The following is a 26,130-nucleotide window of genomic DNA, read 5'->3' as shown; positions in this document are numbered from 1 at the left end:
CCGACGGGTTAGCGCATCAGCGACGCAGATCCCTTCGGGAAGGCTCCGCCAACGACCTGGAGGTTCCCTCCAGGTTGTGTGCGTCAGCGGCTCGCAGCCGGGAGGTTTCCTCCCGGATTATGCGAGACAAGACAAGACAAGACAGCGGTGAGAAGAGATTGCCAAAGTAAGAAATCATACCTGAAATCAGCAACGCCTAGCTTAAAATCGATCCCAGCGAGGAGTAGGGCTATTTGGGAGAGATCTGGCAATTGACCTTGAAATTCTTGGGTTAGAGTGGAGACAATTGGGTAGGTAATCACCGCTTGATAGAACCTACTAACTATTTATGGCTCCCACTCCACTCCCTACCGAGATCGTCCAGCTTATCGATAAATTGCAATTGCAGCCTCATCCCGAAGGCGGCTTTTATCGTGAAACCTGGCGATCGGATCTCTGTTTGCCCCAATCGGCTTTACCCAGTGAGTATACAGGCGATCGAGCCGCAGGCACCGCGATTTTATTTCTATTACCTACCAGTCATTGCTCGCGGTGGCATCGAGTGCGATCGGCAGAGTTATGGTTTCACCAGGCGGGAGATCCGCTGGAATTGACGATCGCAAAGACTTTAGACGGCGAAGCGCAAACCATCTTCCTCGGTAGCGATAACTGCTGGCAAGCCGTCGTCCCACCTCATTATTGGCAAAGAGCTACACCGATCGCTGGTGAAGCCGGATATGCACTGGTGGCTTGTGTAGTAGTGCCTGGATTTGACTTTGCCGACTTTGAACTGAGCGATATCTAGCATTGCGATCGCGATCGATTGGCTCGATTTTTAGGGCAGTTGGGTTTGACTCTTTAAGGAGATCTCTATGGATAAAAGTACCCGCGCCGTTGATTTCGACTACGCTCAATCAACTGATGGATCGAGAATTGAGCGAAGCCAAAACTCGTTAACGAAGGTACCTTCTTGCTTAGATATCGCCTAATCCAACCAATAGATCTCAATACTGTTCGGTTAGACAGTTAGACAACGGTTCAAACCGCCGCTAATGTTGCAAAGTCCGCGTTCTCTACGAGACGCTACGCGAACGCGGACCAACACTAGAGCAAATACTTACTTAGCCGAACAGTATTGCTACATAGCTAATCTTCAAAAAACATCTTGTGAAGTAGATCGGAGTTAGGATTATATTGCTTGTGTATTTGACAATATCTATCGTAATTTCGTCCTTGAATACGTCTTTGTGCTTCGTCACACCAATATAAATTTTCGTCAAAACATGCTGCAATAGTTTGAATCATAGTAGTAAGTGAATTAAAGCACTGTTCGTAAATGCCACATTCCAAGTCTCTACAATAAATAGGAATTGTATCGGGATTTTCACCAAACATCATAATCAGCTGTGCATCTCCATTACAATCCATAATTGGCAACCAATTATCATTGTTTCTATGATACCCATTGATTCCCATTTCAATGGCATGTTCTAGAGGCTTGAACTCAAAACAAGGAAGAAAACAATAATAAAAACTACTGCCATTGTGCCACTCGTATAGGTCTATTAATTCTTCGGGAGCTCGATCGACAATAGGCTTCATCATTTCTATAATTTTTTCGCGTGGCAATCCTGGTAACAGATTTGATGCGAAATCAGGATTGATTGCTGTATGTCGATCGAGTACATAATTGAGAGCATCTGTGAGTGCAGACATGTTTAATGATATATCTCAAATTTAAAGATTTATACATCTTATCTTCTTTCCCACAGCTAGCGTCTGCACGATTGATGTCGATCGATAATATATAATCGTCACACACTCCAAATTTATGATTCATAACCCCGATGACTAACTTGAGCCAACGAGATATCGAACATATATTTGAACGACTGCGATCGGGTGTAGTGCCAGAGCGGGGACTAGAAGCATTTGCCGTCGGGATCGATCGAGCTAGAGGCGAGATGCAGCGACAATTAGACTTAGCCGCCAATAACGAAGGCGTGTTCAAATTCCTGCGCGGCGGTTATGGTTGCGGAAAAACCTTCATGGCGCGGTTGGCACTCCTCGACGCGCAAGCCAATGGCTTTGCTACCAGCTTTGTGGTGGTGTCGGATAACGATTTGCACTTCCACCGCTTCGATGATGTCTATCGCAAAGTCGTTCAGGAATTGGCAACCGATCGATGCGATCGCGGGGCATTAGGATTTATACTCGATCGCTGGATCGCGCGGATGGAAGATGCCGCGATCGATGGTGGTGCAAATCCTGACGCTGAAGATTTCGATGCCCAAGTGCAGCAACGGATCGAATCAGATCTCGCCTCGCTTACGGGTGGTAAAGCTCCTGAAGATATGACGCGGGTATTACGATCGATCTTCGCCCTCAAACAGCAGAATAAATTCCCCGAAGCCAGCGCGCTCCTCTCCTGGCTATCGGGTAGCGAAAACGTCGCAGCATCCTCCAAGCGGATCGCTGGGATTAAGGGCGATATTGGCTCCAAAGAGGCGATGGACTACCTTCAGGGCATTTTAGCCATTACTAAAGCATCGGGCTATAAAGGCTTAGTTATCGTCATCGACGAAGCCGAAACCATGTTACGGATGAAAACCGATATTCGCGCCAAATCTTTGAATGGAATTAGGCAAATTTGCGACGCAGCCGATCGCTATCCAGGTTTATTCTGGATCTTTACCGGGACGCCGGAATTCTTCGATACCAATCGGGGAGTAGCAGGTTTATCGCCCTTACACGACAGGTTGAAACTAATTAAAACGGGTAACTTTGCCAATCCTCGCCAACCCCAACTAGTCCTGACACCATTCGATGCAGCACGATTGAAAGATGTCGCACTCAAATTGCGAGAAATATATCCCACGGAAAACCGCAAACAATTAACTAACAAAGTCACGCCCGAATTTATCGATTTACTAGTAGATAAAGTGACTCAAGGTTTTGGTGGCGATGTGGGAATAGTACCGCGTCAATTCTTACGTCAATTGGTAAATATTTTAGATTTAGCTGCCACCGAACCAGATTTCGATCCGATGCGAGATGGCGGTTACGATTTAGTAGAACTCAGTGCAGAGGAAATCAGAATTCGTGACGGTTTGCCCTATTTTGAACCAGAATCAAGCGACGCAGAACAATATGCCGTGACGTTTTAGACAACCTATCAGCGGTACATATGAAATAGTACCTGCAATAGACGATGAAACCCAAGACACAACAGCAGATGATGAGTAGAGAACCGCTCGAATACTATCTATCTCTCGCTTACTCCGTTACCTTAGATCCAGATCCAGAAGGCGGATATGTCGCTCAGATCAGAGATCTCCCTGGTTGTTTTACCCAAGGTGAAACATTGGAAGAGACGATGGCGAATATTCAAGAAGCTAGAGAACTGTGGATCGAGACAGCTTACGAAATGGGCGATGCGATACCTTTACCAAATAATGCTATTGAATATAGTGGCAAATTTTTACTTAGAATGCCAAAATCTCTACATCGAGACTTGGCACAAAAAGCTGAATTAGAAGCGGTAAGTCTGAATCAATACATTAGCTCGGTACTTAGCAGAAGTATCAGTTAGAGCGACTACTATTTGCGAGTATATTGAAGCTGAGTAAGATAATATACTCGATCGATATTAACGAAGTTAGGCTACAAAGAGTAATTCAACCGCAGACTTAATATTGAAGAACGATAAGCCTAATATTATTATTACGATACTTGACTTAGTAGCAATGAGAGTTTAATACCAACCTAACCCAAATGACTTAATCCAGCCTCAATCTTTACCCGTTGCCAATCCTCATCTATCTCAAATTTTTCCACCCAACCTTGCAGATAAACAAAATCTAACTTTTCCTGCTGCACCTTGAGAATTCCTAAAATATCCCGCCATTGCTTATCTGACTGAGTTTCTCGCCGCCAGATTAACTTACTAATAATTACATCCTCTGGTGATGCGATCGAGACTTCACCACTTCCAAGTAAAGTATACGATCGACAGCGATCGAATTTAATCAGATCGTACTCCTCCCTACCCGAAATCATCAAATCGACATTTTCAATTGTTTCCAAATGGGTAATATTCAGACACTGCAAACTCCCTGCCATCACATCTACCAAACCAGCAACATAGAACCCATTAGCTTCAAAATTGGCTGCTAAGGCTGGTAAATCGGCTAAATCGATGGAGATAACAACATCCAGATCGATCGTGGCTCTCGGCTCACCATGAGCGATCGCTGCTACTCCACCAGTAATATAGTAGGGAATATTAGCAGTATTTAAGATTTGGGCTAGTAAGGATGCGATCGCAGTAGGATCTTGACTCCAACTCATTGGGTTTAGCTTGGGGATATAATCGATCGGACATTTCTCTTGCAACCAAGCCTGAGCAATCTTTTTTGAGAAGGCTCCCTCTGACAGTTCGGGAAAACTTTGACGCAGACATTCGATCGATAATTGTCTGGCACTCTGTTTGTATTTAGCACCTAATATTAGCCTTTCTACGGCTGTTCTCTGGCGATACAGATGAAAACGTACCAGATCGGCATTGATGTTTGTATCGATCGATTGAGGACGATATCCTACGGGAGCCGCATCAATGGGTAACTGAGTTGGTGATGACATTCGATCTTAATCTCCAATTAAGTTAGGAGCTGATACTGAATTTAATCGATTTTAACCGCGATCGAGAGGAGTAGACAAATAACCGAGTTGATGCCAAATCAGGTATAATCGGTATATGGAAGATGATAAGCCAATTAATTGGGTTGGTACCTCTAGAGACGATCTCTGCTCTTTTCCTGAAGACGCACGGCGGAAGGCTGGTTTCCAACTACGTGCTGTGCAGCGCGGTGAGATGCCCGTAGATTTTAAGCCGATGTCTGAGGTAGGTAAAGGTGTTCAAGAAATCCGAATTCGCACAGAAGATGCCTACCGTATATTTTACGTAGCCAGGTTTGAGGAGGCAGTTTATGTTCTTCACGCATTTCAGAAGAAGACTCAAAAAACTGCAAAAAAAGATATTCAAATAGGTCAGCAACGTTATCAGCAAATGATACTCGATCGAGAATCTCAAACTCAAGAGGATAAGTATAATGACTAATATCGTTAAAGGCAATAGTAATGTTTTTGAAGATTTAGGCTTTGAGAAGGAGGAAGCTACAAATCTCAAAATACGGGCAGATCTAATGTTAGACCTGCGGAAATTTATTCAATCTAAAAACTGGACACAAGCAGAAGCCGCGATATTTTTTGGAGAGACACAGCCACGGATTAGTAATCTGATGAATGGCGATATCGAACGATTTGCGATCGATAAGCTCGTCCAAATGCTTTCACAAGCAGGTATGGATGTTCGAGTCTTGGTAACACCGCTAATCGATCGATAAGGTTGAGGATGAAGATAACTCGATCGATGATGATTTATACTAGTGCTATGTCTTCTTCAGACCAACCATGTCGTCCATTAGGTTGATTGTAAGGAGGGGTTAAAGGATAGCCAGAATCTTTGTGGTCGAGGAGTCGATCTTCCCACGGTAAGGAAGTCCCCCCCATTGACATAATCAATTCTCCCAGAACATCATAGATTTCTAATAGTAGACAACTATTATCCCACGCATCATCAACATAACCTTCGATACAAACGGCAAAGGTATCTAGTCCATTGACATTAAGCTTAAATACACTGACCGTACTTATATTATATCGGGCATACCAGATGTGTCGATCGAAGGAATCAACTACTGACTGAGGTGCGGAGTCCGAAATCAACTTTTTTAAGTAAATTTGTGGAACGCCATTAATTGGTGAAAACCTACTATCATCACCGAGCTTTAATGCTTTTCCTTCTATGCCTCCTGGTGCTAAGTAACCAAGACATGATTTACTTGAAAAAGAAAGATCCTCAGAGTCATGTCCTTCATTACATACCCGCTTTAGCCAAGATTCATAAAATCTAAAAATTCCAACTTTTTCCTGCTGAGTAACCATTTCTCACCTCGTCTATTTAGCTCTCTGATATCAATTTTTCGAAATGCCAACGATTGAAATCGTGACTTGTGTTGCAAAGTCCGCCTACGCGGACTAAATTAAACCTAGTCCACGTAGGTGGACTTTGCATTCTGAGGAGTGGTTTCAACCACTTTGAGGCTTCATTTTCCCGATTATAACTATGACATCTGCTTTTTCCCGATTTCCCGATCGATCTACCGATCTAAATTACGCGAAGTAGTTGGAGAGGGTGCGCCTTTGAGCATTCCTTCAGTACTGAGATCCTCATTGAGCGATTCCCAATGAATCCTATAACCACAGCAAATTTCTCAGCCTAAACGTTGCTCTGAAGTCGCGTTTAATAGTCGAGGATACCAGACTAACGGAACAAATATTGTTCTACCATCCATTACGTCAACACCAATCGTATCTTCTGTAAAAACTATATTTTAACTCTCTCATCCTCAAGATCGAACTTTTGAAACATATTTAACAGGTTTGGTTGTTTTTGTGACCCGACCATCATCAACTGCTTTTTTTAACCAATTCTGTAATTGAGTGTGATTAACATCAAGTTGCGCTGCCAGTGATTTTACGTCTGCTGGTTGCTGCAAGGATGATAATATCAACGGCAACACTGCTTCATATATATTAGTTGGCGATGTGGTTTTCGCAACCTTGCTATCGATTGGTTCGACATCGGCTGAATTTTTTGGAGAATCGATACCATCAAAAGACAAAGAACATTGAATTGCTTCTGTTTTTACAGTTTTTGCGTCGATTGTTGCTTGCAGTCTTTGCTCTAAATTATGATGCCAAGGTGCTGGAGGGAACTCATTTGCTCCTAGTTGAATTAACTGCTTATTTCCTGGCGAGATTTTCCCATCTGTTTTGACAAATAAGGGAATACTCTTTTCTGATTTTAAGAGTTCAACAGCACCAGCCCAAGTACCGCCCTTATTATAATCAGCGTTAACAACCAAGCCGTAATTAGATAGAGCATAAATATATTTATTTCTACCCATTGCATTCCCGACATTAAATCCTGCTTGCGGATCTACAGCAGAGACTAAAGTGAGCCTTTGTTCTTGAATTGCCGAGCGATATTTACCTGAGACAGCAGCTTTTGCTAAACTATCGGCTAATATTCCTACGGCATTTCCACCAGCAGCGATTGCAGCTAGCATGGCAGTGGTATCGACACCTCTAGCACCACCCGATACGATTTGAATACCCTGTCTGGCACAGTTGTCGGCAACTCCGCTGGTATATTCAATTCCTTCCTCGTCTATATTGCGGGAGCCGACGATCGCCAATCCACCTTGAGACAGTAATCTGATATCTCCAACTCCATACAGAAATGCGGGCGCGTGAGATCCTAATTTTTGTCTTAATCTGTCTGGATAATCTGGATCTCCTCTACCAACAATCCATAAACCTTTACTAGTCCATTTCTCCACCGCCAGAGCTAACATCATTCCTCTTGCTAAAAGAGATTCTAACCGATCGAGATTGAATAGATCGCAGGTTTGGAGTAAATTTTGTCCGCTCGATTCTAGCAGATCTGCGGGGCGTAGTTTCTGAGTAACTAACCATTTTGCTAATGAATGATACTCTCCTAAATTTAAAGGTTGGGGGTAAGTATCGCGACTATTACCCAAACTAGCACAAAGTAGCAAGATAGCCTGAGTATCTGGAGTAAGATGGTGGCTAGACATGATTTATTTAATCGTCAGAACTGAGAGAATTGAGGGCTAATGCTAGGGGAAATACTCGATCGCTACCTGCTTGTCTGAGTAATGCAGCAATGACAGTAAAAGTCCAACGAGAATCTACCATATCATCGATTAAAAATACCGTTCCCGATTGCAGTTGAGATCGATCGATTTCGAATACACCATCTAGATTGTGAGATTGTTGGTAACTGTTGCCCATTTCTTTTTGAGGCTGATTTTGCTTGACTTTTGATACAACTGGATGGAGTGGTATCTGCAACCCTTCAGCTAACCGTCTGGCAAAATCTGGGACGAGATTGGGGCGTTTGAGTGAAGGAACGCAAGTTACCCAAGTAGGAAAGGGATCTGGCTGCCATCGTCTAATCATCTCAATTGTAGCTCGAACCAAGTCATCATTAAAGGATTCATCAGTGTACTTGCCTTGTCTTACCAGTTTTCCCCAGCCTTCATCACCCCATAGAGATAGAGCTTTCCCTGTTTCTGATTGTAATTCTGGTCTAATATTACCGGAGAAGCCATAACTTACTAATGCACCCGCACTCCATCTTTTCCGAGGTTCGATCGAATAATCGCTACGCTTGAGATATCGAACAGCTTGCTCTAGTAAAGCAGATGAATAAGTAGTGGAGATTAGATCTCGATCGAGACAAACCGCACATTTACCGCAGGGTTGAGGATTGGGATCGTCTAATGCCGTAGACAGGAAAGTCATCAAACATTGAGAACTCACCATATAGTCTTGCATTTGTTGCTGTTCTTGGTTGCGAATCTCAGTTAATCTTTTTATGTTTTCTACATCGAGTTGATAATTAACTGGGTTAGCACACCATTTACTACCTTCTTTCGTGACTGGCGATGGAGATTCTAAAGATAGGAACTTCAATATTTTATTGAGTCTACCTTTGGCTAAATTAGTTTTTGATTGCAAATCGTTATCTGATAATCCATCATCACTATCTTTTATTGCTTTTATTACTTCCGATATATTATCTTGTGAGGGGAAAGCATTCTGAATAAAATAGTTGGTAATATCATCATCCTCTGTTCCACTCAATAAAATACCATAAGCTCGATCTACTGCTCTTCCAGCCCTGCCAACTTGTTGATAATAGTGAACTACAGAACCAGGTCTTTGATAGTGAATGACAAATCCTAGATCTGGCTTGTCGAAACCCATTCCTAAAGCAGTTGTTGCTACTAATACTTTAATTTCATTATTGAGTAGTCGATCTTCTCGATCTATTCTCAACTCTGAATTTAGCTTTGTATTCGAATTTAACTTACTATGATATGCTTCTGCACTAATGTTGTTCTGTCTCAACCACTCAGCGATACGATCTGCATCTCTAAGTGTTAATGCGTAAACAATACCACTACCTAGTAATCGAGGTATATGTTCGACCAACCAAGCCATCCTTGCTGCTGGAGAAGGGATAGAAATATTCTGAAGTTGGAGGCTTTCGCGAGTCAGTTGCCCTCGGACGATCTGTAGTCGGTCGCCTAATTGATATTTGATATCTTCAACTACTCTGTTATTTGCTGTCGCTGTAGTTGCTAACACTGGAATATTATTTGGCAAAGCTTGTAAAATTCTTACGATCCGACGATAATCTGGTCGAAAGTCGTGTCCCCAATCGGAGATACAATGCGCCTCGTCAACTACAAACAAACCTATATTCTGGGAAATCAGAATTAAAATATTTTCAATAAAACCTGGGTTGGCTAATCGTTCTGGTGAAATCAGTAAGATATCAACATCGCCAGAGAACACTCTCGATTGGATCGCTTCCCACTCTTCTTGATTGCTAGAATTAATCGTCTCCGCTCTCACTCCCATTGTTTCAGCGGCACTAATTTGATTTCGCATCAGAGAAAGTAATGGCGAAATAAGCAACGTAATTCCCGCACCTTTTTCCCTTAACAACTTAGTTGCAATAAAATAAACGATACTTTTTCCCCAGCCAGTCCGTTGAACTACCAATAATCGCGATCTATTTTCTACTAATTCATAAATTGCTTCCCACTGTCCGTCGCGGAATTGGGCTGTGGGGTTATTCAGAGCTTGACGCAGAAGCTCTAACGCGCGTTTTTGCATCTAATTTACTCGATCGATTATTGATGGGAACGTAAAACAGACTTTGTGTCTTATCATCGTATTATTCCCCGATTGCCGCTAAAAAAGTAAATATCGATCCATAAAAGTTCTGTTCTGCCCTGTATGTTCTAAACTAAATTCGGTCGATAGCGATCTAGAGAAATTCTCATCCCTACTTATATATGACTGCTTCTGCCTTTTCCCGTTTTCCCGATCGATTGCAAACCGCCATCACCTCCCGCTTGGGTTGGACATCCTTGCGCCCAGTTCAAGAACTAGCCAGTCATGCCATCCTCGATGGCTATAATACGATCGTCCTGGCACCGACGGCTGGGGGTAAGACGGAGGCGAGTATGTTTCCACTGCTGGCGCAGATGGTGGAAAAAGAGCCGCAGGGGGTGGGGATACTTTACATCGCGCCGATTAAGGCGTTGTTGAATAATCAAGCCGAGCGATTGGGGATGTATACGGAGATGCTCGGTTTGAGTCGGTTTCTGTGGCATGGAGATATCAAAGCCGCCCAGAAAAAGGCTTTTCGCAAGCAGCCAGCGACGCTGTTGATGACTACGCCGGAATCCTTGGAAGTGATGCTGATGTCAGCGAGTGTGCCGCATACAGAGATGTTTGCCGACTTGCGGGCGGTGGTAATCGATGAGGTACACGCCCTAGCTGGAAGCGATCGTGGGGCGCATCTGATGTCCGTTCTAGAGCGGGTAATTCGCGTGAGTGCCAATGATGTCCAACGGGTGGGTTTGAGTGCCACGGTGGGCAATCCTGACGCGATTCTGGACTGGTTGCAGGGGACATCCCAACGTCCGCGCCAGAAGATCGATCCGCCCAAGGAGCACAGTAAGAAAGAGATTCGGATCTTGATGCAGGATTCTAAGACGGATATCGCCAATCGATCGAGTATGTTGGCGCAGGGGAAAAAGAGTCTACTATTCTGTCAGAGTCGCGCTTTGGCTGAGGAAATCTCTGGAGCGATGCAAAATCGCGGCATTGATGTGTTCATCCATCATAGTTCGGTGGCGTTAGAGGAGCGGACGCTCGCGGAGGAGCGGTTTGCCAATGGGCATAATAATTGCATCGTCTGTACTTCGACGTTAGAACTAGGGATCGATGTCGGCGATTTGGATGCGGTATTACAGGCAAATGCACCCGATACGGTTTCGGCATTTTTACAACGATTGGGGCGCACGGGTAGGCGCGGTGGCGGGGCGAATACGACGTTTTTAATCGATAATGCGGCGGCATTATTACAAGCGATCGCCGTCATCGAATTAGCGCGGCGCAATTGGGTAGAATCGATTGTGGTGTCCGATCGCAATTGGGCGGTATTAGTTCAACAGTTACTCGCCCTGACGATGCAATTTAATTCGATTTCGCCCGGTGATGCTTGGGCACAATTATCGACAATTCCCGATTTTAAAGGGATTAAACGCGCAGAATTCGATCGGTTAATCAAGCATATGCTGAAAAACAAGTATCTCTATCTGACGGGGGGATTACTAGCGATCGGATCGGAAACCGAAAAAGTCTTCGGACGGAAGAATTTCATGGCTCTATATGCCGTATTTAGTTCGCCCCAACAGTATGAAGTTTATACCGAAAAGGAACAACCGATCGGTTCTTTGGAGCAGAAATTTATCGATAGTCTGATACCTGAAATTAGTTGTTTCCTCTTAGGCGGTAAAGCTTGGATCGCGCAATCGATCGATCGAGATAATCGCGCTCTGATCGTCGCACCCGCACCGCATGGCAAGAAACCAACTTGGGGCGGATTTATTCCGCAATTTTTGGGTTGGGATGTCTGTCAGGAAATTGCCGCTTTATTAAAATCTAAGCAGGATTTAGTTTATCTCGATCCGATCGCCAAATCGGTATTAAATAACGCTCGCGAAGAACGCCGTCAGGAGGTCATCGAAGGGACTGTTTGGGAGGAAGAGAAGGTACAATGGTGGACGTATGCAGGCGGAAGAATCAATCGCACGCTCAAATATGGGTTGGAATGTCTGTGGGGTTGGGAAGTCAGAGCGGATAATTTTCAAGTAACGATTTCTGGGGAGCATTTAACACCAGTCATGTTCGAGAGTGCGATCGCGGAAGTTACGAAGCCGGAGTTTTGGCAAGCTAAAAATACTCAGGAATATTTATTACAGAATTTACCTAATTATCGGTTTAGTAAGTTTCAGCAAGTTCTACCCGATCGATATGCTTTGGAGATGGTGCAAGGTTATTTATTAGATATTGAGGGGATTGTGAAGTTGAAGGTCGATTGCTAGCAATTTTGTCGGAAATATAAATTTTTAGATACATACGGTTTACCAATGGAGCGGACAGAATTAGAAAAAATAATCGAACAAGCTAGATTATGTCGATTAAACAATCTATCTTTAAATGGGAAAAATATCCAGACTTTGCCAGAAAGCATTTGTAATCTACCTGATTTAATCTCACTAGGTTTGAGTGGAAATAATTTAACAAGTCTACCTGAAAGCATAGGTGAATTGTGTAATCTAACTTCGCTATGGTTAAGTGGAAACAATTTAACAAGCCTACCGGAAAGCATTGGTAAATTATCTAGCTTAACTTCCCTTAGTTTAAATGGAAATAAGTTGGTGATTCTCTCTGAAAGTATTGGCAATTTATCCAATCTTACTTCTCTAAGACTGAGCGAAAATAGGCTCATTAATCTTCCAGGAAGTATTGGTAATCTATCAAAGCTAGTATCCTTAAGCTTGAGTGGTAATAACTTGAAAAAACTCCCAAGCAGCTTCAATAAGCTATCAGCTCTATCTTACCTTAGATTGAATTTCACATTGACAGATTTATCAATATTGCAGAGTCTGAATAGCCTGAAGAAAGTATCTTTTCTTGATGTAAATATTCCTTGTCGATACTGGATAAAATTGAATGATTGGAAATCTGAGTGGCTATTAGATGAAGATAATGCTGAAATTAGACGAGCTTTAGTCGAGCAATTGGGCTATGAGAGAATTTGTAATGAGTTAGATACAATTACTCTCGATACTTGGAGAGAATATACTTTGCTCAAAATTACTAGCATTGAATCGATCGATCGAGAGCCAATGGTATTAATCAAGATGACTTGTCCATCGACACAGCATATTCATATCCTGCGAGTACCGCCAGAGATGACGAGCGCAGAAGCGGCGATTACTTGGGTAAATCATGGCATTCATCCCGACGAATTTGCAGTGCAAACTTGAAATTGGTGGTTGATTTGCTTCGTTCAACACTGCCCTGAACTATAAGTTCGGGCTAAGAGCAAAAGTCCACTGAAGTGGACTGAATGAAATCATGCAGTTCTCTGAAGAGAACTTTTGCTCTTAGCCCCAAATTCATTTGAGGGCGGTGCAGAAACGAAGCTAAAGAAACTCACGTCAAATTAGCTTAGAAATCAAAGTGCGCTAAACTATAATTATAACCAGTATTGCTTACACCTATGGCGAGCGTCCTTACACCCGAACACGAACGATTCATTCAGTCGCAAATTGAGGCAGGACAATTTAGCAACCCAGAAGAAGTCATCGATACCGCCTTTCGTCTGCTGGAGAAACAGAATGCGGAATATATTCAATGGGTGAATGAAGTTCGGGAAAAAGTAGACATTGCTAGAGCTGAAGTTGCTAGAGGCGAAGTTCTAGATGTAGAAATAGTCGTGAATGATATTCTAGAGCGATTTCTTCAAGCAAGAGAAGCCAGATCCTAATGACTCGTCGCTATTAGTAATATCGACTCGATCGATATTGCTTAAAATCCAAGTTATCATGTAGATACAGAGTTTCTACTCGATCGCGATCGAGCAGTTTGAGTCATGGTTGGAAATGTCGCCAAATGTACATTAACTCATTATTTGTCCTTTTAAGTGTCTATTTCCAGCGTAAGCAGGTATTCAATCGGGTTGAAGCAAGAGCAGATGAATTGAATGTCAAGCCACCATCTCACATGACGGTATATCGGATACTGCAACTAATTATCGTGCAAGCTTAGATTGAAGTTGCTAGTAGTCTACGGCGCAAATAAGGTTACTATTTTGCGGGGAGCGGGGAGCGGGGAGCGGGGAGCAGCCGGGAGGTTTCCTCCCGGATTATGCGGATGCGCTCCGGTCGGGTTTCCTGACCATGGAAGCGCACCAAGCAGCGAGACAAGACAAGACAAGACAGCGATTTGCGCTCGTCGGGTTTCCCGACGGGTTAGCAAATCAAGACAGCGGGGAAAGAAATGGTTGGTTAATTTCTGCCGCATAGTACTAGTTACGGAATTATGGTAACTAGTAATTTGCTAGTCTACCTATTTATATACGTCGAAGGAAAGACGAATTTCTCAGATATGTTAGGAACAATGAAGCAGGTGAGGGGTTGCGATCGGAAATACATTGAATAATTACACCCAGCAAATCAAACAAGGAAGATTTTTTTATGGCTCAGGTTGATATTGACACTACCATTGCGGCTCTGCAACAGGGTCTTACCTCTATTCCTGCCGAGCAAGCAATTGCTGTTATCGAGAGTTGGCAACAACAGCTTCAAGGCAATGACCTTGCTGATGACTTGGGCGAACTCAAGACAGCACTGACATCTGGCAAAACCAGCAAAGGGATGTCTTTAGCTGAAATTCTTGCCGATATTGGTGCAGACACGACAGAAGCATCCGAAGGGGCAGATCCAAGTGCTGCGGCAAAGGTGAAGCAACTAGGAGAATTACTGTCTCAGGCAGCTAAGTCCTTAACTTAAATATTCTCTGACATTTTTCGATCTCAGCCAACAAACAACAATTTAGTTAGCACCTCAACAAGGCAGCTATACTAAATTGTTGTTTGTTGTAGCCAATTCGATCCTGAATTTATAAGAAAATCAGAATCGTTAATTAACGATTTCTAGAACGGCGTTCGGATGATTCCGATCGAGTAGATGTATCATCTTGCTGTCTGGTTTCGCGAATGGTCGTTCGTGCTGAATTACGAACCTCAGCCCCTTCAGATCCGGTATTACTGCGGCTGAATGAGTTATCGATAATAACTCGATCGCGAGTACGCTCTGGGAGCGAATCAACTTGCCGAATTGCCGAATTGTTATCGATAATTACTTGTCGCTCTCGATCGGATCGATCTGGTTGAGTATAAATTTGGGTATTGGAAGTATTATTAATAACTGTTTGTCGATCGCGTTGGCGGACTGCTCGGCGTTCCGAATCGCGCTCCGAGTCGGGACTAACTTCGATGGTTTCGGAGTTATCGTCGATTACTTGACGAGTGCGGGTGCGGGTGCGCTCTGGAGTAGAGTTGACTCGATCGGTTGAAGTATTGTTAATAATCACTCGGCGATTTGTCGATTCGACTGTTGAATTATTAGTATTCAGAATAGTGGTTTGGCGATCGCTATTATTACGACGATTGTTGGGGTTGACTTGGATGACTGTGGTAGAATTATTAACAACTTGCGGCTGGTTATAATAGAAATTATTAGAATAGTTGTAGAAGATAGTTTGCGTGTTATAAACTACCCCGCCCCGCTGATAATAACCGCCGATAAATAGAGGATGGAAAATCACGATCGGGCTGTAATAAGAGACAGATATCCGATAGTCTTTGCTCGCGTAGTGCGGATTGAGTAAAATTGCCCGATCGAAATCTGCTGAAGCTGCATGACGATCGCCTAATTCCGATTTAATCGCACCGCGATTGTAATAAGCACCCGCATGGTTGGGATCGAGCGCAATCGCCCGATTATAATCTTCGATCGCACCTTGTTTGTCGCCTAGTTCCGCTCGGACGACGCCGCGACTATAATAAGCTGCACCATAATTGGGATCGAGTGCAATTGCAATGTTGTAATCGGCTAAAGCACCGCGTTTATCGCCTAATTCATAACGAGTCGCACCGCGATTGTAATAGGCTTGGGCAAATTTATAATCGATGGCGATCGCGCGTGTATAATCTTCGATCGCACCGCGTTTATTGCCCAATTCGTATTTAATGGCACCGCGATTGTTATAAGCTTGAGGGTATTTTGGATCGATCTCGATCGCGCGATTGAAATCAGACAGCGCGCCTTGCCGATCTCCCAACGCCGAGCGCACCACTCCTCGATTGACATGCGCCAAAGCATAGCGAGGATTGAGTTGAATCGCGCGGTTATAGTCAGCTAAAGCACCGCGTTTATCGCCCTTGCGATATTTACTCACTCCAGCCGCCAAAAATCGTTCTGCGGCAGCAAGCCGATCTTGCTTCTGCGCTAACAATGGACGCTGGGCAGACATTGCGGCTCCACGAACGCCATTTTGCTCGGCAGCATTAGTCAGGGGTTGAACTAAGGCGATCGTGATGATACCTAAACAAGTAGGAATCAGTCTATTCATATTATTAAGTAGGTAGGCGGAATTAAATTTAAGATGCCAGCCTTCTGCCCTCACCCCCAGCCCCTCTCTCTTGCCCTACCGTGCGTACACCGTAGTTCCCAATCCTGGGAGAGACAGGGTGGATTGATTGTGAGGAATAAAATCTAGAACCCTTATCTCTAGTCTTCAACCGCTTGGAAATGAATTCCTTGCTCATAGCAAAAGTTTATGAAATGAGCTAAAATCTTTCCCTTTGACGCAAACCTTCTTTTTTGTTCGATACGCACGAGCTTAGGGAATTAAGCCTTGCCTGAAAGTAACGATGTTGACGAAAAAATGGTGTGTTTAGTTCCTATTTTAGGCAAGATAGATCGGACTCGATTGACTTTATTTCAAATCTGTAATTTTGCTAAATTTTTAAAACACATTCGCACAACCGAATCTACGCTGTTAAACGCATTCACGGTAGAGTTACGAGAATTTGCGCTTGCAATCTAGATTTCAGATTCACTAATCGCATTTTAATATTTGAAAAAGCGGATAGATAGAGAAAATGTCCACTATTAACGTTTTGACCAAATTATATGTGCGACGCTAATAAGTAAATAGACATTATTCTTGATGTGAGGTGGGATCGTGTTTGAATTACTAAGCTATAAAAAATTTCGGGACACGCCGAGCGTGCGTTTCTTCGATATTACCGTGCCTGAGTCCAACGTTCGCGATCTTGTAGTACATCAAGGTCCTGCCGTGAGTCCGCCAGACAGCACCAACGGCTACTGGCAATTTTATCTCCATCCCCATCAGGAGGACAATCTCTTGGCCATATCCGGGGGCAGGACATTTTATCTGGTCAATTTCACTTGGAATTATCCCTATCATATCGTGCGGTTGGATGCCGATCGCGAGATTCTGCGGATTCCTAGGGGTACATTCCATCGTTCTGTATCCGATCTACACGGTTCTGTAGTGATGAATCAAGCCGTGCGCGATGCTGAAGCTAGTATCGAGTCCGAATTTCGCGTCTACGATAGCGGCAAAATTCCGCGCTTGTTACAAGTGACATCTACCTCGGCACCATTACCCAAATTACATGGATTTCAATGGTAAAGACGTAGCGCGCAAACTGTTTTAGCAATTGCATGAGCCGCTATGGACAAGTATTGTAGCGATCGAGCGATAAAATTGCGAGCGTCTGCGATCGCATTGGACTAAGTTTAGTGAATGTTAAGAGAATATGCTTTCTCTAGCAACTTTATGACACCTCCAACCATAATCGATCGCAGTCAAAATACCTACGATCCCTTACAGCTCCAGCATCAAGAAGATCTAGCTACCGCTCGCAGGCAGATTAAGAATGCCTTTCAAGCTTGCATGTTCATCGGTGGGATGACAACCTTCTTGTGGCTAGCGTTAGTCTTGAGTGGTAAAGAACCAGGCTGGAGCCTGTTGTTATTTTTTAATGCCGTATTTTTCTTTGGGACGGGGTACGGGATCTCTCGTTATAATCAAGCCTGTGCCAAGGTAGCATTCGGTTACTTTCTACTGGATAAGATCGTACAAGTTTGCATGGGGCAATTTCCAATTGCAGGCATATTTGTGGGCGCGATATTATTGAAGTACTTATGGGATGGAATTATCGGCACGGACAGCTACAACGACTTAATGTCATCAGAATCCGAGTATGGCATCCCTGTCGCGGTAGCAACGACTCTAGAGCGGACTAGATCTCCAGAGCCGCCAAAAGCACCACCGACACCCTCTCAACCATTAAACCCGACGCCAGAATTATTAGCATTATGTGGTGGCGATCGATCTCAAGCCCAATGGCTGTTATCTCAGCTTAAAATAAAGCATCCAGGTAGATCTCCAGAATGGTACGATCGACAAGCCATCAAGCAATTAACCCCTCAAGCTTCCGATCCTGTAGATCCGCCACAGAACGATGAAAAGTTTTGATAATGGCGTTGCCAATTAGAGATCTGATTCTCTACATCTCCTCTTCCCCCCGTCCCCCCGTCCCCCACTCTCCTTGAAAAAAGCTGTTTGGCTGACTAATGTCGATAGTCGAGTGATGAATTCTCGCAGCAATCTGGCGGCGGGACTGTTGCGGCTGGCAGAGTTGGGATTTAATACGATTTATCCAGCGGTGTGGCAACGGGGATATACTTTATATCCCAGCGAGGTAGCCAAACAATTAACTGGTGCGGCGGTGTTACCCAATAGTCCCTTCGTGGGTAGAGATTTATTAGCCGAAATTATCGAGTTGGCGCAACCATTAAACATTCGCGTAATTCCGTGGTTTGAGTATGGGTTGATGGTACCGCCAGGATCGCCATTGGCGCGTCAATATCCAGATTTACTCCTGCTCGATGCGCGCGGCAATAGTCAACGCATTCAAGGTGCCAGTGGCAGACAAGATCCTAATGTCTGGCTCAATCCCTGTCACGATCGAGTCCGTCAATTTATGGTAGATTTAATTGGCGATTTGGTCGATCGATATCCCGTTAGTGGTATTCAATTAGACGACCATTTTTCCTTCCCGATCGAGTTAGGTTACGATGCTCCAGGGGAGAAGCTACGCCAAAGATTTACGCGCCAATTATTCGATCGACATCCGTTCGCTAATTGGGATCGGTGGCGAGCCAAACAACTCACAACATTATTACAACAAATCGTCCGCTCGATTCGCTCGATTCGATCCAACTGTATCGTCTCGATTTCGCCCAATCCGTTGAGCTTTTCTAAAAGTCGTTATTTGGTAGATTGGCAGCAGTGGTGCGATTTAGGCTTAATCGACGAACTGGTACTGCAAGTTTATCGCGATCGATTAGATACATTTAATAGCGAAATTGTCAAGTCAGAAGTGCGAGCTATTAAAACTAAAATCCCAACCTTAATTGGAATTTTGACAGGCTTGAGAACTAAACCAATCGCTACAGATCTAATTCGATCGCAAGTTAATAGTACGATCGCCAATCGGTTTGATGGCTATGCTTGTTTTTTCTACGAAACTCTATTGCACGAATGTTTGTCGCCAACATTAGTAGTGAGAGATTCGCAGCAGTTAATCGATATTTTTAGATAGTAGAATTAGGCGATGCGATGAAAGCTTGTTGCTTGATACGCTCAGAGGGTGTCTGAAAAGCATAGATCTAAATCCCCCCAACCCCCTTAAAAAGGGGGAGCAAGAGTCTTAGTCCCCCTTTTTAAGGGGGATTTAGGGGGATTAGCAACCGACGATCGGAGCCAATAAGACTTTTCAGACACCCTCTCAGAGCGAGCGAATGGATCTTTATAGCACCTAATTAAATCTCTAGTGACGTAGAAGAGATCCACCAGCAATATTCGGACGTATCTATAAGTAACTCAAGTTGCTAGTTATGGGAGAGCCAACGACACAGAAGTCGTGGCTGGTGATAATTAGTAACTTAGATTCGATAGTCTCTAACTTCAATCCCAGATGTCCCAATTTTTCACCAGGTGCTTACAACTTACGCTCGGCGGTTTAACCAGTCTTGTGGCGGTAAATATATCGCCAGTCGCGGCTGAGTCGGCTCCGCCACCAGAAAATATCGGTTATCAAAATAATGGCTATATCGGGATCGGGAGTGCGATTGGATTGGGAGGTAATACGACTGCACTCGGTACGGGTGGCGTAGCCATTCTGACGAAGGTGCGATTTTCAGATAACTTCTCTTTACACGATGCAACCATCCTCTTTGGTGGCGGAGCCGCAACTTCAATGATTATTGTCAGTGCCGATTTTCCAATTCGTAATGATGCTGGGCAAACCATTCTCTCGCCGTTTATCGGTGGCGGCGCAATGCTGCGCTACGATCGCGGCTTGTCTATTAGTCCCGCAATTTCTGGTGGTATTGATATTCCCGTCTCCCCGAATTTTACAGGTACAGTCCGACTCAATGCAGGTTTTCCAGACAATCGGAATGCCGATGTCGGTATCCTTGCTGGAGTTGGCTACAATTTCGGAAATTAAAGCGGCGAATCACCATAAATACAGGAGAGCCGAATGAATGTGTTGAGATCCATTTATCCAACCAGAACGTATATAGAAATAGCAAATCTAAAATCCTGTCTTGTCTTGTCTTGATTCGCTTTTTTCGGCAGGAAACCCGCGCGGAACGCATCTGCAAAACTCGAAGCCGCCGATGGATATTTGACGGCACTGACAACTGGCTGGATGATGGGTAAAGCCGCACAGCCGCTATTTGGTGTCGATTGGCTATCGATGTGGGACCTGCCACTCGATCGAGTCCGAGCATCTTTAGATATTACCGTGGCGGAAGCTTAGTTGCTGACGAGCCGCAGCTCCCGCTCCCAATTGTAAGTTTCTGGTAAATATCGAGGCTGCGGATTAGACACGATCGGTTAGAATTCTGTTAGGCGAGTTTTGGGTCAGTACTATGCGCCTAGTCGTGCAAGCTCAATTGTTACTGACGGTCGCTACTACACCACTCTAAATCGATCGCCACTATGCAACTTGCTCCCTTTGGTTCCTGGAAGTCGCCGATTACGGCTGATGCGATCGTCGCAGATAGTATCGGACTTGGTTCGATCGTCATCGATGGAGCAGATATTTATTGGTTAGAATCTCGTCCCCAAGAAGCCGGACGCAGTGTCATTGTTAGGCGCACCTCAGACGGTAAAAATACGGACGTGACGCCGCCAGAATATAACGTCCGCAACCGCGTTCACGAATACGGTGGTGCCGCTTATACCGTCGTCGATGGTTGCGTTTATTTTAGTAATATCAGCGATAACTGTCTGTACGTCCAGGATTTACGATCGGAGCAGCCACAACAAGTTCGGCAACTCACCCATGACAAAAAGAAACGCTATGCAGATCTGAGTGTCGATACGCTGCGTCACCGATTGATTTGCGTGCAGGAAGAACATGATTCGGCAGACTTCGAGCCATTAAATACGATCGTCAGTATCGATATCGCCAAACCAGATGACATTCAAGTTATGGCAGGTGGCTGTGACTTTTATGCTGCGCCGCGATTGAGTCCAGATGGGAGTAGGTTGGCTTGGTTGAGTTGGAATCATCCCAATTTGCCTTGGGATGGCACTAATTTACAAGTTGCCAATATCGTTAATGGTTATCTTGCCGCACCATCATTGATTGCTGGTGGTGCGAATCAAGCCATCTTTCAACCCCAGTGGGCTGGAGATGATACATTATATTTTGTCAGCGATCGCACGGGTTGGGGCAATCTCTACTGTTGGCAAGGTAGCACAGTTAAGCCCGTGCATGAATTAGAGGCCGAATTTGGTCTCCCCCAATGGGTATTTGGGATGTCAACTTACGCATTAGTGGGCAATCGGATCGTTTGCACTTACACTCAACGCGGCGTCTGGCACCTCGCACTGATCAATACCCTCAGCGGACATCTAACGCGGCTGAATGTCCCGTATACAGATATTTCCAACGTGCGTGCGGCTGGTAATTTAGTAGTTTGCTGTGCGGCTTCAGCAACTCATGCCAATGAAATTATTACCATCGATCTGCTGACAGAATCGCGCGAAATTCTCCAACGTTCCAATCGCTTAAAAATCGATCCTCGCTATTTCTCGATCCCGGAGTCGATCGAATTTCCCACTACCGATGGGAATACTGCGTTTGCATTTTATTATCCACCGACCAATCCCGATTATCAACCATTACTGGGCGAGAAACCCCCCTTACTCGTCAAAAGTCACGGCGGGCCTACCGCAGCCACTTCCAATCAACTTAGCCTCAAAACCCAATATTGGACGAGTCGCGGTTTTGCAGTAGTAGATGTCAATTATGGTGGGAGTACTGGCTATGGTAAAGCCTATCAACACCGTCTCGATGGCAAGTGGGGCATCGTCGATGTCGATGATTGTACCAATGCCGCACTCTACCTAGTGCGACAAGGTTTGGCCGACGCCAACCGCTTGGCAATTTCGGGAGGGAGCGCGGGCGGTTATACTACTCTAGCCGCACTGACCTTTGGCGATACCTTCAAAGCAGGTGCGAGTTATTATGGCGTCAGCGATTTAGCCTCACTCGCCAAAGATACGCACAAATTTGAATCTCGCTATCTCGATCGATTAGTGGCTCCCTATCCGGCTCAAGCCGATCTTTATCAAGCCAGATCGCCACTCTATTTTACCGATCGATTGTCCTGTCCGATCGCCTTCTTTCAGGGATTGGAGGACAAAGTCGTTCCGCCAAATCAAGCAGAAATGATGGTAGCCGTACTCAAAGCCAAGCAGATCCCCGTCGCTTATGTCACATTTCCCACCGAACAACATGGCTTCCGTCAAGCCGAAAATATCAAACGCGCCCTCACTGGCGAGTTTTATTTCTACGCTCAAATCTTTGGCTTCGAGCTAGCCGAAGAAATCGAACCCATCCAGATCGATCGTTAGTAACAGCCAAATATTGCTCCCTATTCTCAACCTTAAATTGTGGTTCAATTTACCCAACTTAACCTACTACCACCCTCATTTACTGCCGGACTCGAATCAAAAATCGGCAGTAAATACGCTCTCAAGCGTCAAAACCCACTATTTCCACCCCGCATCAAAAAACCCAAACTCGAATTGCGGTATCTGGCATTCGATGATGATTACTTCTGGGAATTAATTAAAAAAGATTATGCCTCAGCCTGGAGATATTTCGATCGCATGAGTCGAATTTTGTAGGCGTTAGGCGTTAGGCTTTTAGCTTTAGGTTTTTGCCAAATCCAAAATCGGTAACACCTAATTATCAAAAAAACGGGTTTAAAACCTTGCCCTCATCCGCGATATATTGTTGTAGCTGGGCATAAATCCCCTTTACAACAACGGCCTTCTGCCTTCGTCAAGAATCGATCGTTGGCGTAGCCTACTGGATGTAATCGCGGCTCATTAGTGGAGCGACACCATCGCCCAGCCGCTGCTGGTGGAGCGAATCGAGGATTTTCATTGCTAATTCTGGTTTATCTGTAATAATTGCTGCGATATCCTTAGTTCGCAGCAGTTTAGATAATCGCCGCTCCTCATTTACCGTCCACACATAAACCGAGCGATTGAGTAATTTCATCCGCCACAAAAATCCAAACTTGAGGAGTCGAAAATGTGGAGCGACAAAATCTGCACCAGTTTTAAAGATGCGATACTCAGGAAAAAATTGAGCTAAAATACTTAGCAGTGGAAACTTACCACGCACTTTTCCTAATAATAGTCCTACCACAACCTGTGGATCTAAATCTTTAATTTTCCTCACAGAATCATCATTAAAAGATTTGATAACGAAATTAGAATAGTCTAAATACTGAGTAGCTAACTCAACAATTCGATCTTCATAACCTTCTTCTTTAATTTCGATATCTAGGGCGACGCGATCGCGACAAAGCTTGAGAATATCTTCAAATAATGGCACCTCAAACCCTTGACTTTTGGCGATCGATTGGAGTTCGTGATATTTGAGATCCGCAATCTCGATCTCATCTTGAGTTGGAGTATCGCGAACGATCGTGCGATCGTGATAACTAACAATATAGCCATCTTGAGACATCCGCAGATCGAATTCGATCTGCGGAATGCCGATCTCGATCGCTTTTTTAAAAGCTTCAATTGTATTCTCAGATTTAATCGTCGCTGTTTTGCCTCGATGAGCCACAATGCTGATGCTCGACGGCTGCGCCACCGAGTTGCGATGTAATTTATTCATAACAACTTTAGCTAATTCCGATCTCTGGTTAGAACTACGATGCTCGTACTCAGCAGTTACACCTACAAAGCGCACTATCTCAAGTGTAATAAATTCTCTCTCAAGATGTCCAACGCATCTGTAGCCATTCGATCGGGTTTCGTGCTAAAGTTAGTACTAATTGCGGGTGTAATTCAGTGGTAGAATGTCACCTTCCCATGGTGAACGTCGTGAGTTCGAGTCTCATCGCCCGCTTAGTAGTTATTCGACCTGTACATTTCATCGATATTTGTAGATGTACATTAACTAATTATTTGTCACTGTTAACAGATTAGTGTCCATTTAACTAATTATTGTCATTATTAACAGATTGGTGTCAAAGTCCCAATTATTGACTTGATTTTAGTTAGGATAGTGCGGACGGTCGATAACTGGTAATTAGTATTATTACACCTCGCTTCGATCGAATTACATGCTGCTATCACTGCGTTTAAGCGGGCGATGAGACTCCTTTCAACTATTCCTGATTGAGAAGATTATACTGATTTGTTCGATCGGACACTTGCAACCACTCCTCACAAAGAAGAATGGTTGCGACGAAAGTCGATTTTGCGCCTATCGATCGCATACCCACTTTCAACCACTCCTTACGAAGAAAGATGGTTGCGACTTTCTACAATTCTGACTATAATAATGAGCTTTCTACCAAAACTACCGTTATTAGAATTTCTGGGTTGGCAAATTAAAGATGTTTACTGCTTGACTGATACTCAAAAGCTTGCTACTTACGAGCGCGGCTGGCGTTATCGATCTTTAGTTGAGTTACAAATAGAGGAACTAACCTTTATCAAGCAGCTTGCTTTTAAATATAAATCGTGGTTAGCAACTGAATTTATGGACTTTAAAATCGATCGATACCGCATCATCCATCGTATTTTGAATGGGTTAAATCACCAGCTTTTAGGAGTGTAAAATGTAGCGACAGATCCATTTTACACTATTTAGCGGAGAGAGCCTGACATTCTGTCTTCTGCCTTCGTTAAGGCTATCGAATGTTAATAACTAATGTTTGTTTGAGGGTGCCAGTGCCAGAAAATTGCTGGGTGACGTTGGTATTTTTACCAGTAAAATTGACTGAAATAGTATCTTCGATTTGCGGCGAATTGCTAGATATTTCAACTTCGTAGCGTCCGGTTTTCAGCAACGGAGCTAAATTTAGTTCTAGGGAATTATTGACGATCGATCTGAGCAATTTACCATTCATCTTGACTTCGACACGTTGCAGGCGGATCGGCAAATTATTTGCAGTTCCTCTTACCCGCAAAATATGTGGCTCGGTTAAATCGGCACGATCGATACTAACAGTTGTAGATTGAACTTGTCCGCCATCTGCATCTGTAGTGACGACAACCGTACTTTGACTGACTGTAATATTATTATTACTATTTGACTCTGCGGCGATCGCTACTGAATTGCTCGCCAATAAAACAGTACTAGCCACGACTGAAATGCTCGCTTTCATCGATCTTACCTCTACCCAACTAGTGTTCGCAGTCACTCTCGACAAGCAGATTTTCGATCGTCGAGAAGTATTACTATGACAATAGCTTAAATATCTCTAGCCTGTCACAAATTGCTATCCACTATCCACTATTCACTAGACCTCCTGCGAAAGTATCAAGCGATCGCCAGATCGGGTAACAAAGAAAGTTCATAATTGTAGATACCAGCAATGGCTTGGTGCGCTGTCTTGCCCCAAACGCACGCTGAGGAGCGGCTCGCTCCCGCCTTTGTCTCCCGACCATGGAAGCGAGACAGCGACGCATCGACCGGGAGGTTCCCTCCCGGTTGTGTGCGTCAAGACAAGACAAACCTCAGCGCGATTTGGGTCGCTAAACCATCGGGGAACAAAGGCGTGCGCGCATCCGCTAAATTAAGCCTGAGACCAAATCTGCGGACGATAAGGCACATCAAGAATTATTCGCGACACTCGATTTGTTAAACGATCGCCTTGTCACTAACTCTTACCTCTGTGGCGATCGTCAAAAGATGCAGAAGCAAACTATTGTTACACCTTCTGCATCATAGATCGAAAAAGTAAAGTATTTGTCCAATTAGCTCTGTAGTTTGGTAAGTACAACTTCTTTGAGCATACCGCCAACACAAGTAAACTTTGGTGTCTCTTGAATTATAGGTAGACCATAACCATTACTACCTCGACGTTGGTAAGTAACTGCGAAATGAGTTTGCTCGTTGGCGTTGGCAAAAGC

The 26,130-nt window shown here is 44.2% G+C and carries 27 protein-coding genes, 1 tRNA gene and 2 pseudogenes; 21 read left to right on the top strand and 9 right to left on the bottom strand.

The genetic code is table 11. The features are described 5' to 3' along the window. The first annotated feature begins 328 nt into the window (after positions 1 to 328). On the top strand, positions 329 to 784 hold the full coding sequence (locus CHA6605_RS05090; RefSeq protein WP_015158465.1) for a cupin domain-containing protein: 456 nt from the start codon (positions 329 to 331) through the stop codon (positions 782 to 784). A gap of 341 nt (positions 785 to 1,125) precedes the next feature. Here CHA6605_RS05090 and CHA6605_RS05085 read toward each other — a convergent pair whose 3' ends face one another. Then, on the bottom strand, positions 1,126 to 1,695 hold the full coding sequence (locus CHA6605_RS05085; RefSeq protein ID WP_015158464.1) for an SMI1/KNR4 family protein: 570 nt from the start codon (positions 1,693 to 1,695) through the stop codon (positions 1,126 to 1,128). Between the two features lie 131 nt (positions 1,696 to 1,826). Between CHA6605_RS05085 and brxD the strand changes: the two genes are divergently transcribed. Beyond that, positions 1,827 to 3,146, top strand: a complete 1,320-nt coding sequence (gene brxD / locus CHA6605_RS05080) for a BREX system ATP-binding protein BrxD (protein ID WP_015158463.1) — start codon at positions 1,827 to 1,829, stop codon at positions 3,144 to 3,146. 44 nt (positions 3,147 to 3,190) lie between these two features. Beyond that, positions 3,191 to 3,571 carry a type II toxin-antitoxin system HicB family antitoxin gene (locus CHA6605_RS05075; RefSeq protein ID WP_015158462.1) on the top strand — a complete coding sequence of 127 codons (381 nt, stop codon included), beginning with the start codon at positions 3,191 to 3,193 and terminating at the stop codon, positions 3,569 to 3,571. A gap of 173 nt (positions 3,572 to 3,744) precedes the next feature. Here the strand turns inward: CHA6605_RS05075 and CHA6605_RS05070 are convergent, their stop codons facing one another. Next, a complete protein-coding gene (locus CHA6605_RS05070; RefSeq protein ID WP_015158461.1) occupies positions 3,745 to 4,620 on the bottom strand; it encodes a hypothetical protein in 876 nt (291 codons plus the stop codon). Between the two features lie 115 nt (positions 4,621 to 4,735). Between CHA6605_RS05070 and CHA6605_RS05065 the strand changes: the two genes are divergently transcribed. Both CHA6605_RS05065 and CHA6605_RS05060 read left to right on the top strand, forming a co-directional pair. Next, positions 4,736 to 5,098, top strand: a complete 363-nt coding sequence (locus CHA6605_RS05065) for a type II toxin-antitoxin system RelE/ParE family toxin (RefSeq protein WP_015158460.1) — start codon at positions 4,736 to 4,738, stop codon at positions 5,096 to 5,098. Next, positions 5,091 to 5,384, top strand: coding sequence for a helix-turn-helix domain-containing protein (locus CHA6605_RS05060; protein WP_015158459.1), 294 nt, complete (start codon positions 5,091 to 5,093; stop codon positions 5,382 to 5,384). The genes CHA6605_RS05065 and CHA6605_RS05060 overlap by 8 nt, the downstream gene beginning before the upstream one ends. 34 nt (positions 5,385 to 5,418) lie before the next feature. Here the strand turns inward: CHA6605_RS05060 and CHA6605_RS33665 are convergent, their stop codons facing one another. The 4 genes and pseudogenes from CHA6605_RS33665 to CHA6605_RS05045 all read right to left on the bottom strand — a co-directional run bounded on the left by CHA6605_RS33665 (position 5,419) and on the right by CHA6605_RS05045 (position 9,816). Next, entirely contained in the window at positions 5,419 to 5,766 is a 348-nt protein-coding gene (locus CHA6605_RS33665) for a hypothetical protein (RefSeq protein ID WP_157259818.1), read from the bottom strand. Between the two features lie 434 nt (positions 5,767 to 6,200). After that, positions 6,201 to 6,395 (bottom strand): annotated as a pseudogene (locus CHA6605_RS36450) (DUF2442 domain-containing protein). A gap of 54 nt (positions 6,396 to 6,449) precedes the next feature. After that, a complete protein-coding gene (locus tag CHA6605_RS05050) occupies positions 6,450 to 7,703 on the bottom strand; it encodes a DNA-processing protein DprA (protein WP_015158457.1) in 1,254 nt (417 codons plus the stop codon). A 7-nt stretch (positions 7,704 to 7,710) separates the two neighbouring features. After that, complete coding sequence (locus CHA6605_RS05045) at positions 7,711 to 9,816, bottom strand: RecQ family ATP-dependent DNA helicase (protein WP_015158456.1); 2,106 nt, start codon at positions 9,814 to 9,816, stop codon at positions 7,711 to 7,713. Positions 9,817 to 9,998: 182 nt separating this feature from the next. On the opposite strand from CHA6605_RS05045, the gene CHA6605_RS05040 reads away from it, so the two are divergent. The 6 genes and pseudogenes from CHA6605_RS05040 (at position 9,999) to CHA6605_RS05025 (ending at position 14,573) form a co-directional block, all read left to right on the top strand. Further along, positions 9,999 to 12,098 carry a DEAD/DEAH box helicase gene (locus CHA6605_RS05040; protein ID WP_015158455.1) on the top strand — a complete coding sequence of 700 codons (2,100 nt, stop codon included), beginning with the start codon at positions 9,999 to 10,001 and terminating at the stop codon, positions 12,096 to 12,098. Positions 12,099 to 12,143: 45 nt separating this feature from the next. After that, positions 12,144 to 12,572 (top strand): annotated as a pseudogene (locus CHA6605_RS37060) (leucine-rich repeat domain-containing protein); the annotation flags it as partial. Positions 12,573 to 12,635: 63 nt separating this feature from the next. Next, positions 12,636 to 13,046 (top strand): DUF6745 domain-containing protein, encoded by a 411-nt coding sequence (locus CHA6605_RS35460; protein WP_232432188.1) that lies wholly within the window; start codon positions 12,636 to 12,638, stop codon positions 13,044 to 13,046. A 236-nt stretch (positions 13,047 to 13,282) separates the two neighbouring features. Beyond that, positions 13,283 to 13,549 carry a ribbon-helix-helix domain-containing protein gene (locus CHA6605_RS05030; protein ID WP_015158453.1) on the top strand — a complete coding sequence of 89 codons (267 nt, stop codon included), beginning with the start codon at positions 13,283 to 13,285 and terminating at the stop codon, positions 13,547 to 13,549. A gap of 125 nt (positions 13,550 to 13,674) precedes the next feature. Then, positions 13,675 to 13,830 (top strand): hypothetical protein, encoded by a 156-nt coding sequence (locus CHA6605_RS33660; protein ID WP_157259816.1) that lies wholly within the window; start codon positions 13,675 to 13,677, stop codon positions 13,828 to 13,830. Positions 13,831 to 14,258: 428 nt separating this feature from the next. Continuing rightward, positions 14,259 to 14,573 (top strand): hypothetical protein, encoded by a 315-nt coding sequence (locus CHA6605_RS05025; RefSeq protein WP_015158452.1) that lies wholly within the window; start codon positions 14,259 to 14,261, stop codon positions 14,571 to 14,573. 133 nt (positions 14,574 to 14,706) lie between these two features. On the opposite strand, the gene CHA6605_RS31285 is transcribed toward CHA6605_RS05025, so the two are convergent. Beyond that, entirely contained in the window at positions 14,707 to 16,197 is a 1,491-nt protein-coding gene (locus tag CHA6605_RS31285) for a tetratricopeptide repeat protein (RefSeq protein WP_015158451.1), read from the bottom strand. Positions 16,198 to 16,812: 615 nt separating this feature from the next. Here CHA6605_RS31285 and CHA6605_RS05010 point away from each other — a divergent pair. From CHA6605_RS05010 to CHA6605_RS04985, 7 genes are all read left to right on the top strand, one after another. After that, positions 16,813 to 17,286, top strand: coding sequence for a hypothetical protein (locus CHA6605_RS05010; protein WP_015158450.1), 474 nt, complete (start codon positions 16,813 to 16,815; stop codon positions 17,284 to 17,286). Positions 17,287 to 17,433: 147 nt separating this feature from the next. Then, a complete protein-coding gene (locus tag CHA6605_RS05005) occupies positions 17,434 to 18,135 on the top strand; it encodes a hypothetical protein (RefSeq protein ID WP_015158449.1) in 702 nt (233 codons plus the stop codon). A 73-nt stretch (positions 18,136 to 18,208) separates the two neighbouring features. After that, positions 18,209 to 19,264, top strand: coding sequence for a glycoside hydrolase family 10-like protein (locus CHA6605_RS05000; protein WP_051038698.1), 1,056 nt, complete (start codon positions 18,209 to 18,211; stop codon positions 19,262 to 19,264). A gap of 375 nt (positions 19,265 to 19,639) precedes the next feature. Next, entirely contained in the window at positions 19,640 to 20,173 is a 534-nt protein-coding gene (locus CHA6605_RS04995; RefSeq protein ID WP_015158447.1) for a hypothetical protein, read from the top strand. Positions 20,174 to 20,353: 180 nt separating this feature from the next. After that, on the top strand, positions 20,354 to 20,488 hold the full coding sequence (locus CHA6605_RS36080) for a hypothetical protein (RefSeq protein ID WP_269744564.1): 135 nt from the start codon (positions 20,354 to 20,356) through the stop codon (positions 20,486 to 20,488). Positions 20,489 to 20,670: 182 nt separating this feature from the next. Next, complete coding sequence (locus tag CHA6605_RS04990; protein WP_015158446.1) at positions 20,671 to 22,596, top strand: S9 family peptidase; 1,926 nt, start codon at positions 20,671 to 20,673, stop codon at positions 22,594 to 22,596. A 39-nt stretch (positions 22,597 to 22,635) separates the two neighbouring features. Continuing rightward, positions 22,636 to 22,872 carry a hypothetical protein gene (locus CHA6605_RS04985; protein WP_015158445.1) on the top strand — a complete coding sequence of 79 codons (237 nt, stop codon included), beginning with the start codon at positions 22,636 to 22,638 and terminating at the stop codon, positions 22,870 to 22,872. Between the two features lie 181 nt (positions 22,873 to 23,053). On the opposite strand, the gene CHA6605_RS04980 is transcribed toward CHA6605_RS04985, so the two are convergent. Beyond that, positions 23,054 to 23,881, bottom strand: a complete 828-nt coding sequence (locus CHA6605_RS04980; protein WP_157259813.1) for a glycerophosphodiester phosphodiesterase — start codon at positions 23,879 to 23,881, stop codon at positions 23,054 to 23,056. Positions 23,882 to 23,920: 39 nt separating this feature from the next. On the opposite strand from CHA6605_RS04980, the gene CHA6605_RS33655 reads away from it, so the two are divergent. The 3 genes from CHA6605_RS33655 to CHA6605_RS04970 all read left to right on the top strand — a co-directional run bounded on the left by CHA6605_RS33655 (position 23,921) and on the right by CHA6605_RS04970 (position 24,832). After that, the gene (locus tag CHA6605_RS33655) at positions 23,921 to 24,064 is read left to right on the top strand and encodes a hypothetical protein (protein WP_157259810.1); all 144 of its coding nucleotides are present in this window, start codon (positions 23,921 to 23,923) and stop codon (positions 24,062 to 24,064) included. After that, positions 24,044 to 24,115: transfer RNA gene (locus tag CHA6605_RS04975), tRNA-Gly, on the top strand. The genes CHA6605_RS33655 and CHA6605_RS04975 overlap by 21 nt, the downstream gene beginning before the upstream one ends. A 438-nt stretch (positions 24,116 to 24,553) precedes the next feature. Then, positions 24,554 to 24,832: a hypothetical protein gene (locus CHA6605_RS04970; protein WP_015158443.1), complete on the top strand. Its 279-nt coding sequence runs from the start codon at positions 24,554 to 24,556 to the stop codon at positions 24,830 to 24,832. Positions 24,833 to 24,905: 73 nt separating this feature from the next. Here the strand turns inward: CHA6605_RS04970 and CHA6605_RS04965 are convergent, their stop codons facing one another. Further along, the gene (locus CHA6605_RS04965; RefSeq protein ID WP_015158442.1) at positions 24,906 to 25,382 is read right to left on the bottom strand and encodes a hypothetical protein; all 477 of its coding nucleotides are present in this window, start codon (positions 25,380 to 25,382) and stop codon (positions 24,906 to 24,908) included. Between the last annotated feature and the right edge of the window lie 748 nt (positions 25,383 to 26,130).

Source organism: Chamaesiphon minutus PCC 6605, from assembly GCF_000317145.1.
Lineage (GTDB): Bacteria > Cyanobacteriota > Cyanobacteriia > Cyanobacteriales > Chamaesiphonaceae > Chamaesiphon > Chamaesiphon minutus.
This window is presented reverse-complemented; position numbering and strand designations above follow the sequence as displayed.

What these genes read in the sequence shown, in the direction of transcription:
- CHA6605_RS05090 (WP_015158465.1), top strand. Translation starts at nt 329, where the DNA reads ATGGCTCCCACTCCACTCCCTACCGAGATCGTCCAGCTTATCGATAAA.
- CHA6605_RS05085 (WP_015158464.1), bottom strand. Translation starts at nt 1,695, where the DNA reads ATGTCTGCACTCACAGATGCTCTCAATTATGTACTCGATCGACATACA.
- brxD (WP_015158463.1), top strand. Translation starts at nt 1,827, where the DNA reads ATGACTAACTTGAGCCAACGAGATATCGAACATATATTTGAACGACTG.
- CHA6605_RS05075 (WP_015158462.1), top strand. Translation starts at nt 3,191, where the DNA reads ATGAAACCCAAGACACAACAGCAGATGATGAGTAGAGAACCGCTCGAA.
- CHA6605_RS05070 (WP_015158461.1), bottom strand. Translation starts at nt 4,620, where the DNA reads ATGTCATCACCAACTCAGTTACCCATTGATGCGGCTCCCGTAGGATAT.
- CHA6605_RS05065 (WP_015158460.1), top strand. Translation starts at nt 4,736, where the DNA reads ATGGAAGATGATAAGCCAATTAATTGGGTTGGTACCTCTAGAGACGAT.
- CHA6605_RS05060 (WP_015158459.1), top strand. Translation starts at nt 5,091, where the DNA reads ATGACTAATATCGTTAAAGGCAATAGTAATGTTTTTGAAGATTTAGGC.
- CHA6605_RS05050 (WP_015158457.1), bottom strand. Translation starts at nt 7,703, where the DNA reads ATGTCTAGCCACCATCTTACTCCAGATACTCAGGCTATCTTGCTACTT.
- CHA6605_RS05045 (WP_015158456.1), bottom strand. Translation starts at nt 9,816, where the DNA reads ATGCAAAAACGCGCGTTAGAGCTTCTGCGTCAAGCTCTGAATAACCCC.
- CHA6605_RS05040 (WP_015158455.1), top strand. Translation starts at nt 9,999, where the DNA reads ATGACTGCTTCTGCCTTTTCCCGTTTTCCCGATCGATTGCAAACCGCC.
- CHA6605_RS05030 (WP_015158453.1), top strand. Translation starts at nt 13,283, where the DNA reads ATGGCGAGCGTCCTTACACCCGAACACGAACGATTCATTCAGTCGCAA.
- CHA6605_RS33660 (WP_157259816.1), top strand. Translation starts at nt 13,675, where the DNA reads ATGTACATTAACTCATTATTTGTCCTTTTAAGTGTCTATTTCCAGCGT.
- CHA6605_RS05025 (WP_015158452.1), top strand. Translation starts at nt 14,259, where the DNA reads ATGGCTCAGGTTGATATTGACACTACCATTGCGGCTCTGCAACAGGGT.
- CHA6605_RS31285 (WP_015158451.1), bottom strand. Translation starts at nt 16,197, where the DNA reads ATGAATAGACTGATTCCTACTTGTTTAGGTATCATCACGATCGCCTTA.
- CHA6605_RS05005 (WP_015158449.1), top strand. Translation starts at nt 17,434, where the DNA reads ATGACACCTCCAACCATAATCGATCGCAGTCAAAATACCTACGATCCC.
- CHA6605_RS04995 (WP_015158447.1), top strand. Translation starts at nt 19,640, where the DNA reads ATGTCCCAATTTTTCACCAGGTGCTTACAACTTACGCTCGGCGGTTTA.
- CHA6605_RS04990 (WP_015158446.1), top strand. Translation starts at nt 20,671, where the DNA reads ATGCAACTTGCTCCCTTTGGTTCCTGGAAGTCGCCGATTACGGCTGAT.
- CHA6605_RS04980 (WP_157259813.1), bottom strand. Translation starts at nt 23,881, where the DNA reads ATGAATAAATTACATCGCAACTCGGTGGCGCAGCCGTCGAGCATCAGC.
- CHA6605_RS33655 (WP_157259810.1), top strand. Translation starts at nt 23,921, where the DNA reads ATGCTCGTACTCAGCAGTTACACCTACAAAGCGCACTATCTCAAGTGT.
- CHA6605_RS04970 (WP_015158443.1), top strand. Translation starts at nt 24,554, where the DNA reads ATGAGCTTTCTACCAAAACTACCGTTATTAGAATTTCTGGGTTGGCAA.
- CHA6605_RS04965 (WP_015158442.1), bottom strand. Translation starts at nt 25,382, where the DNA reads ATGAAAGCGAGCATTTCAGTCGTGGCTAGTACTGTTTTATTGGCGAGC.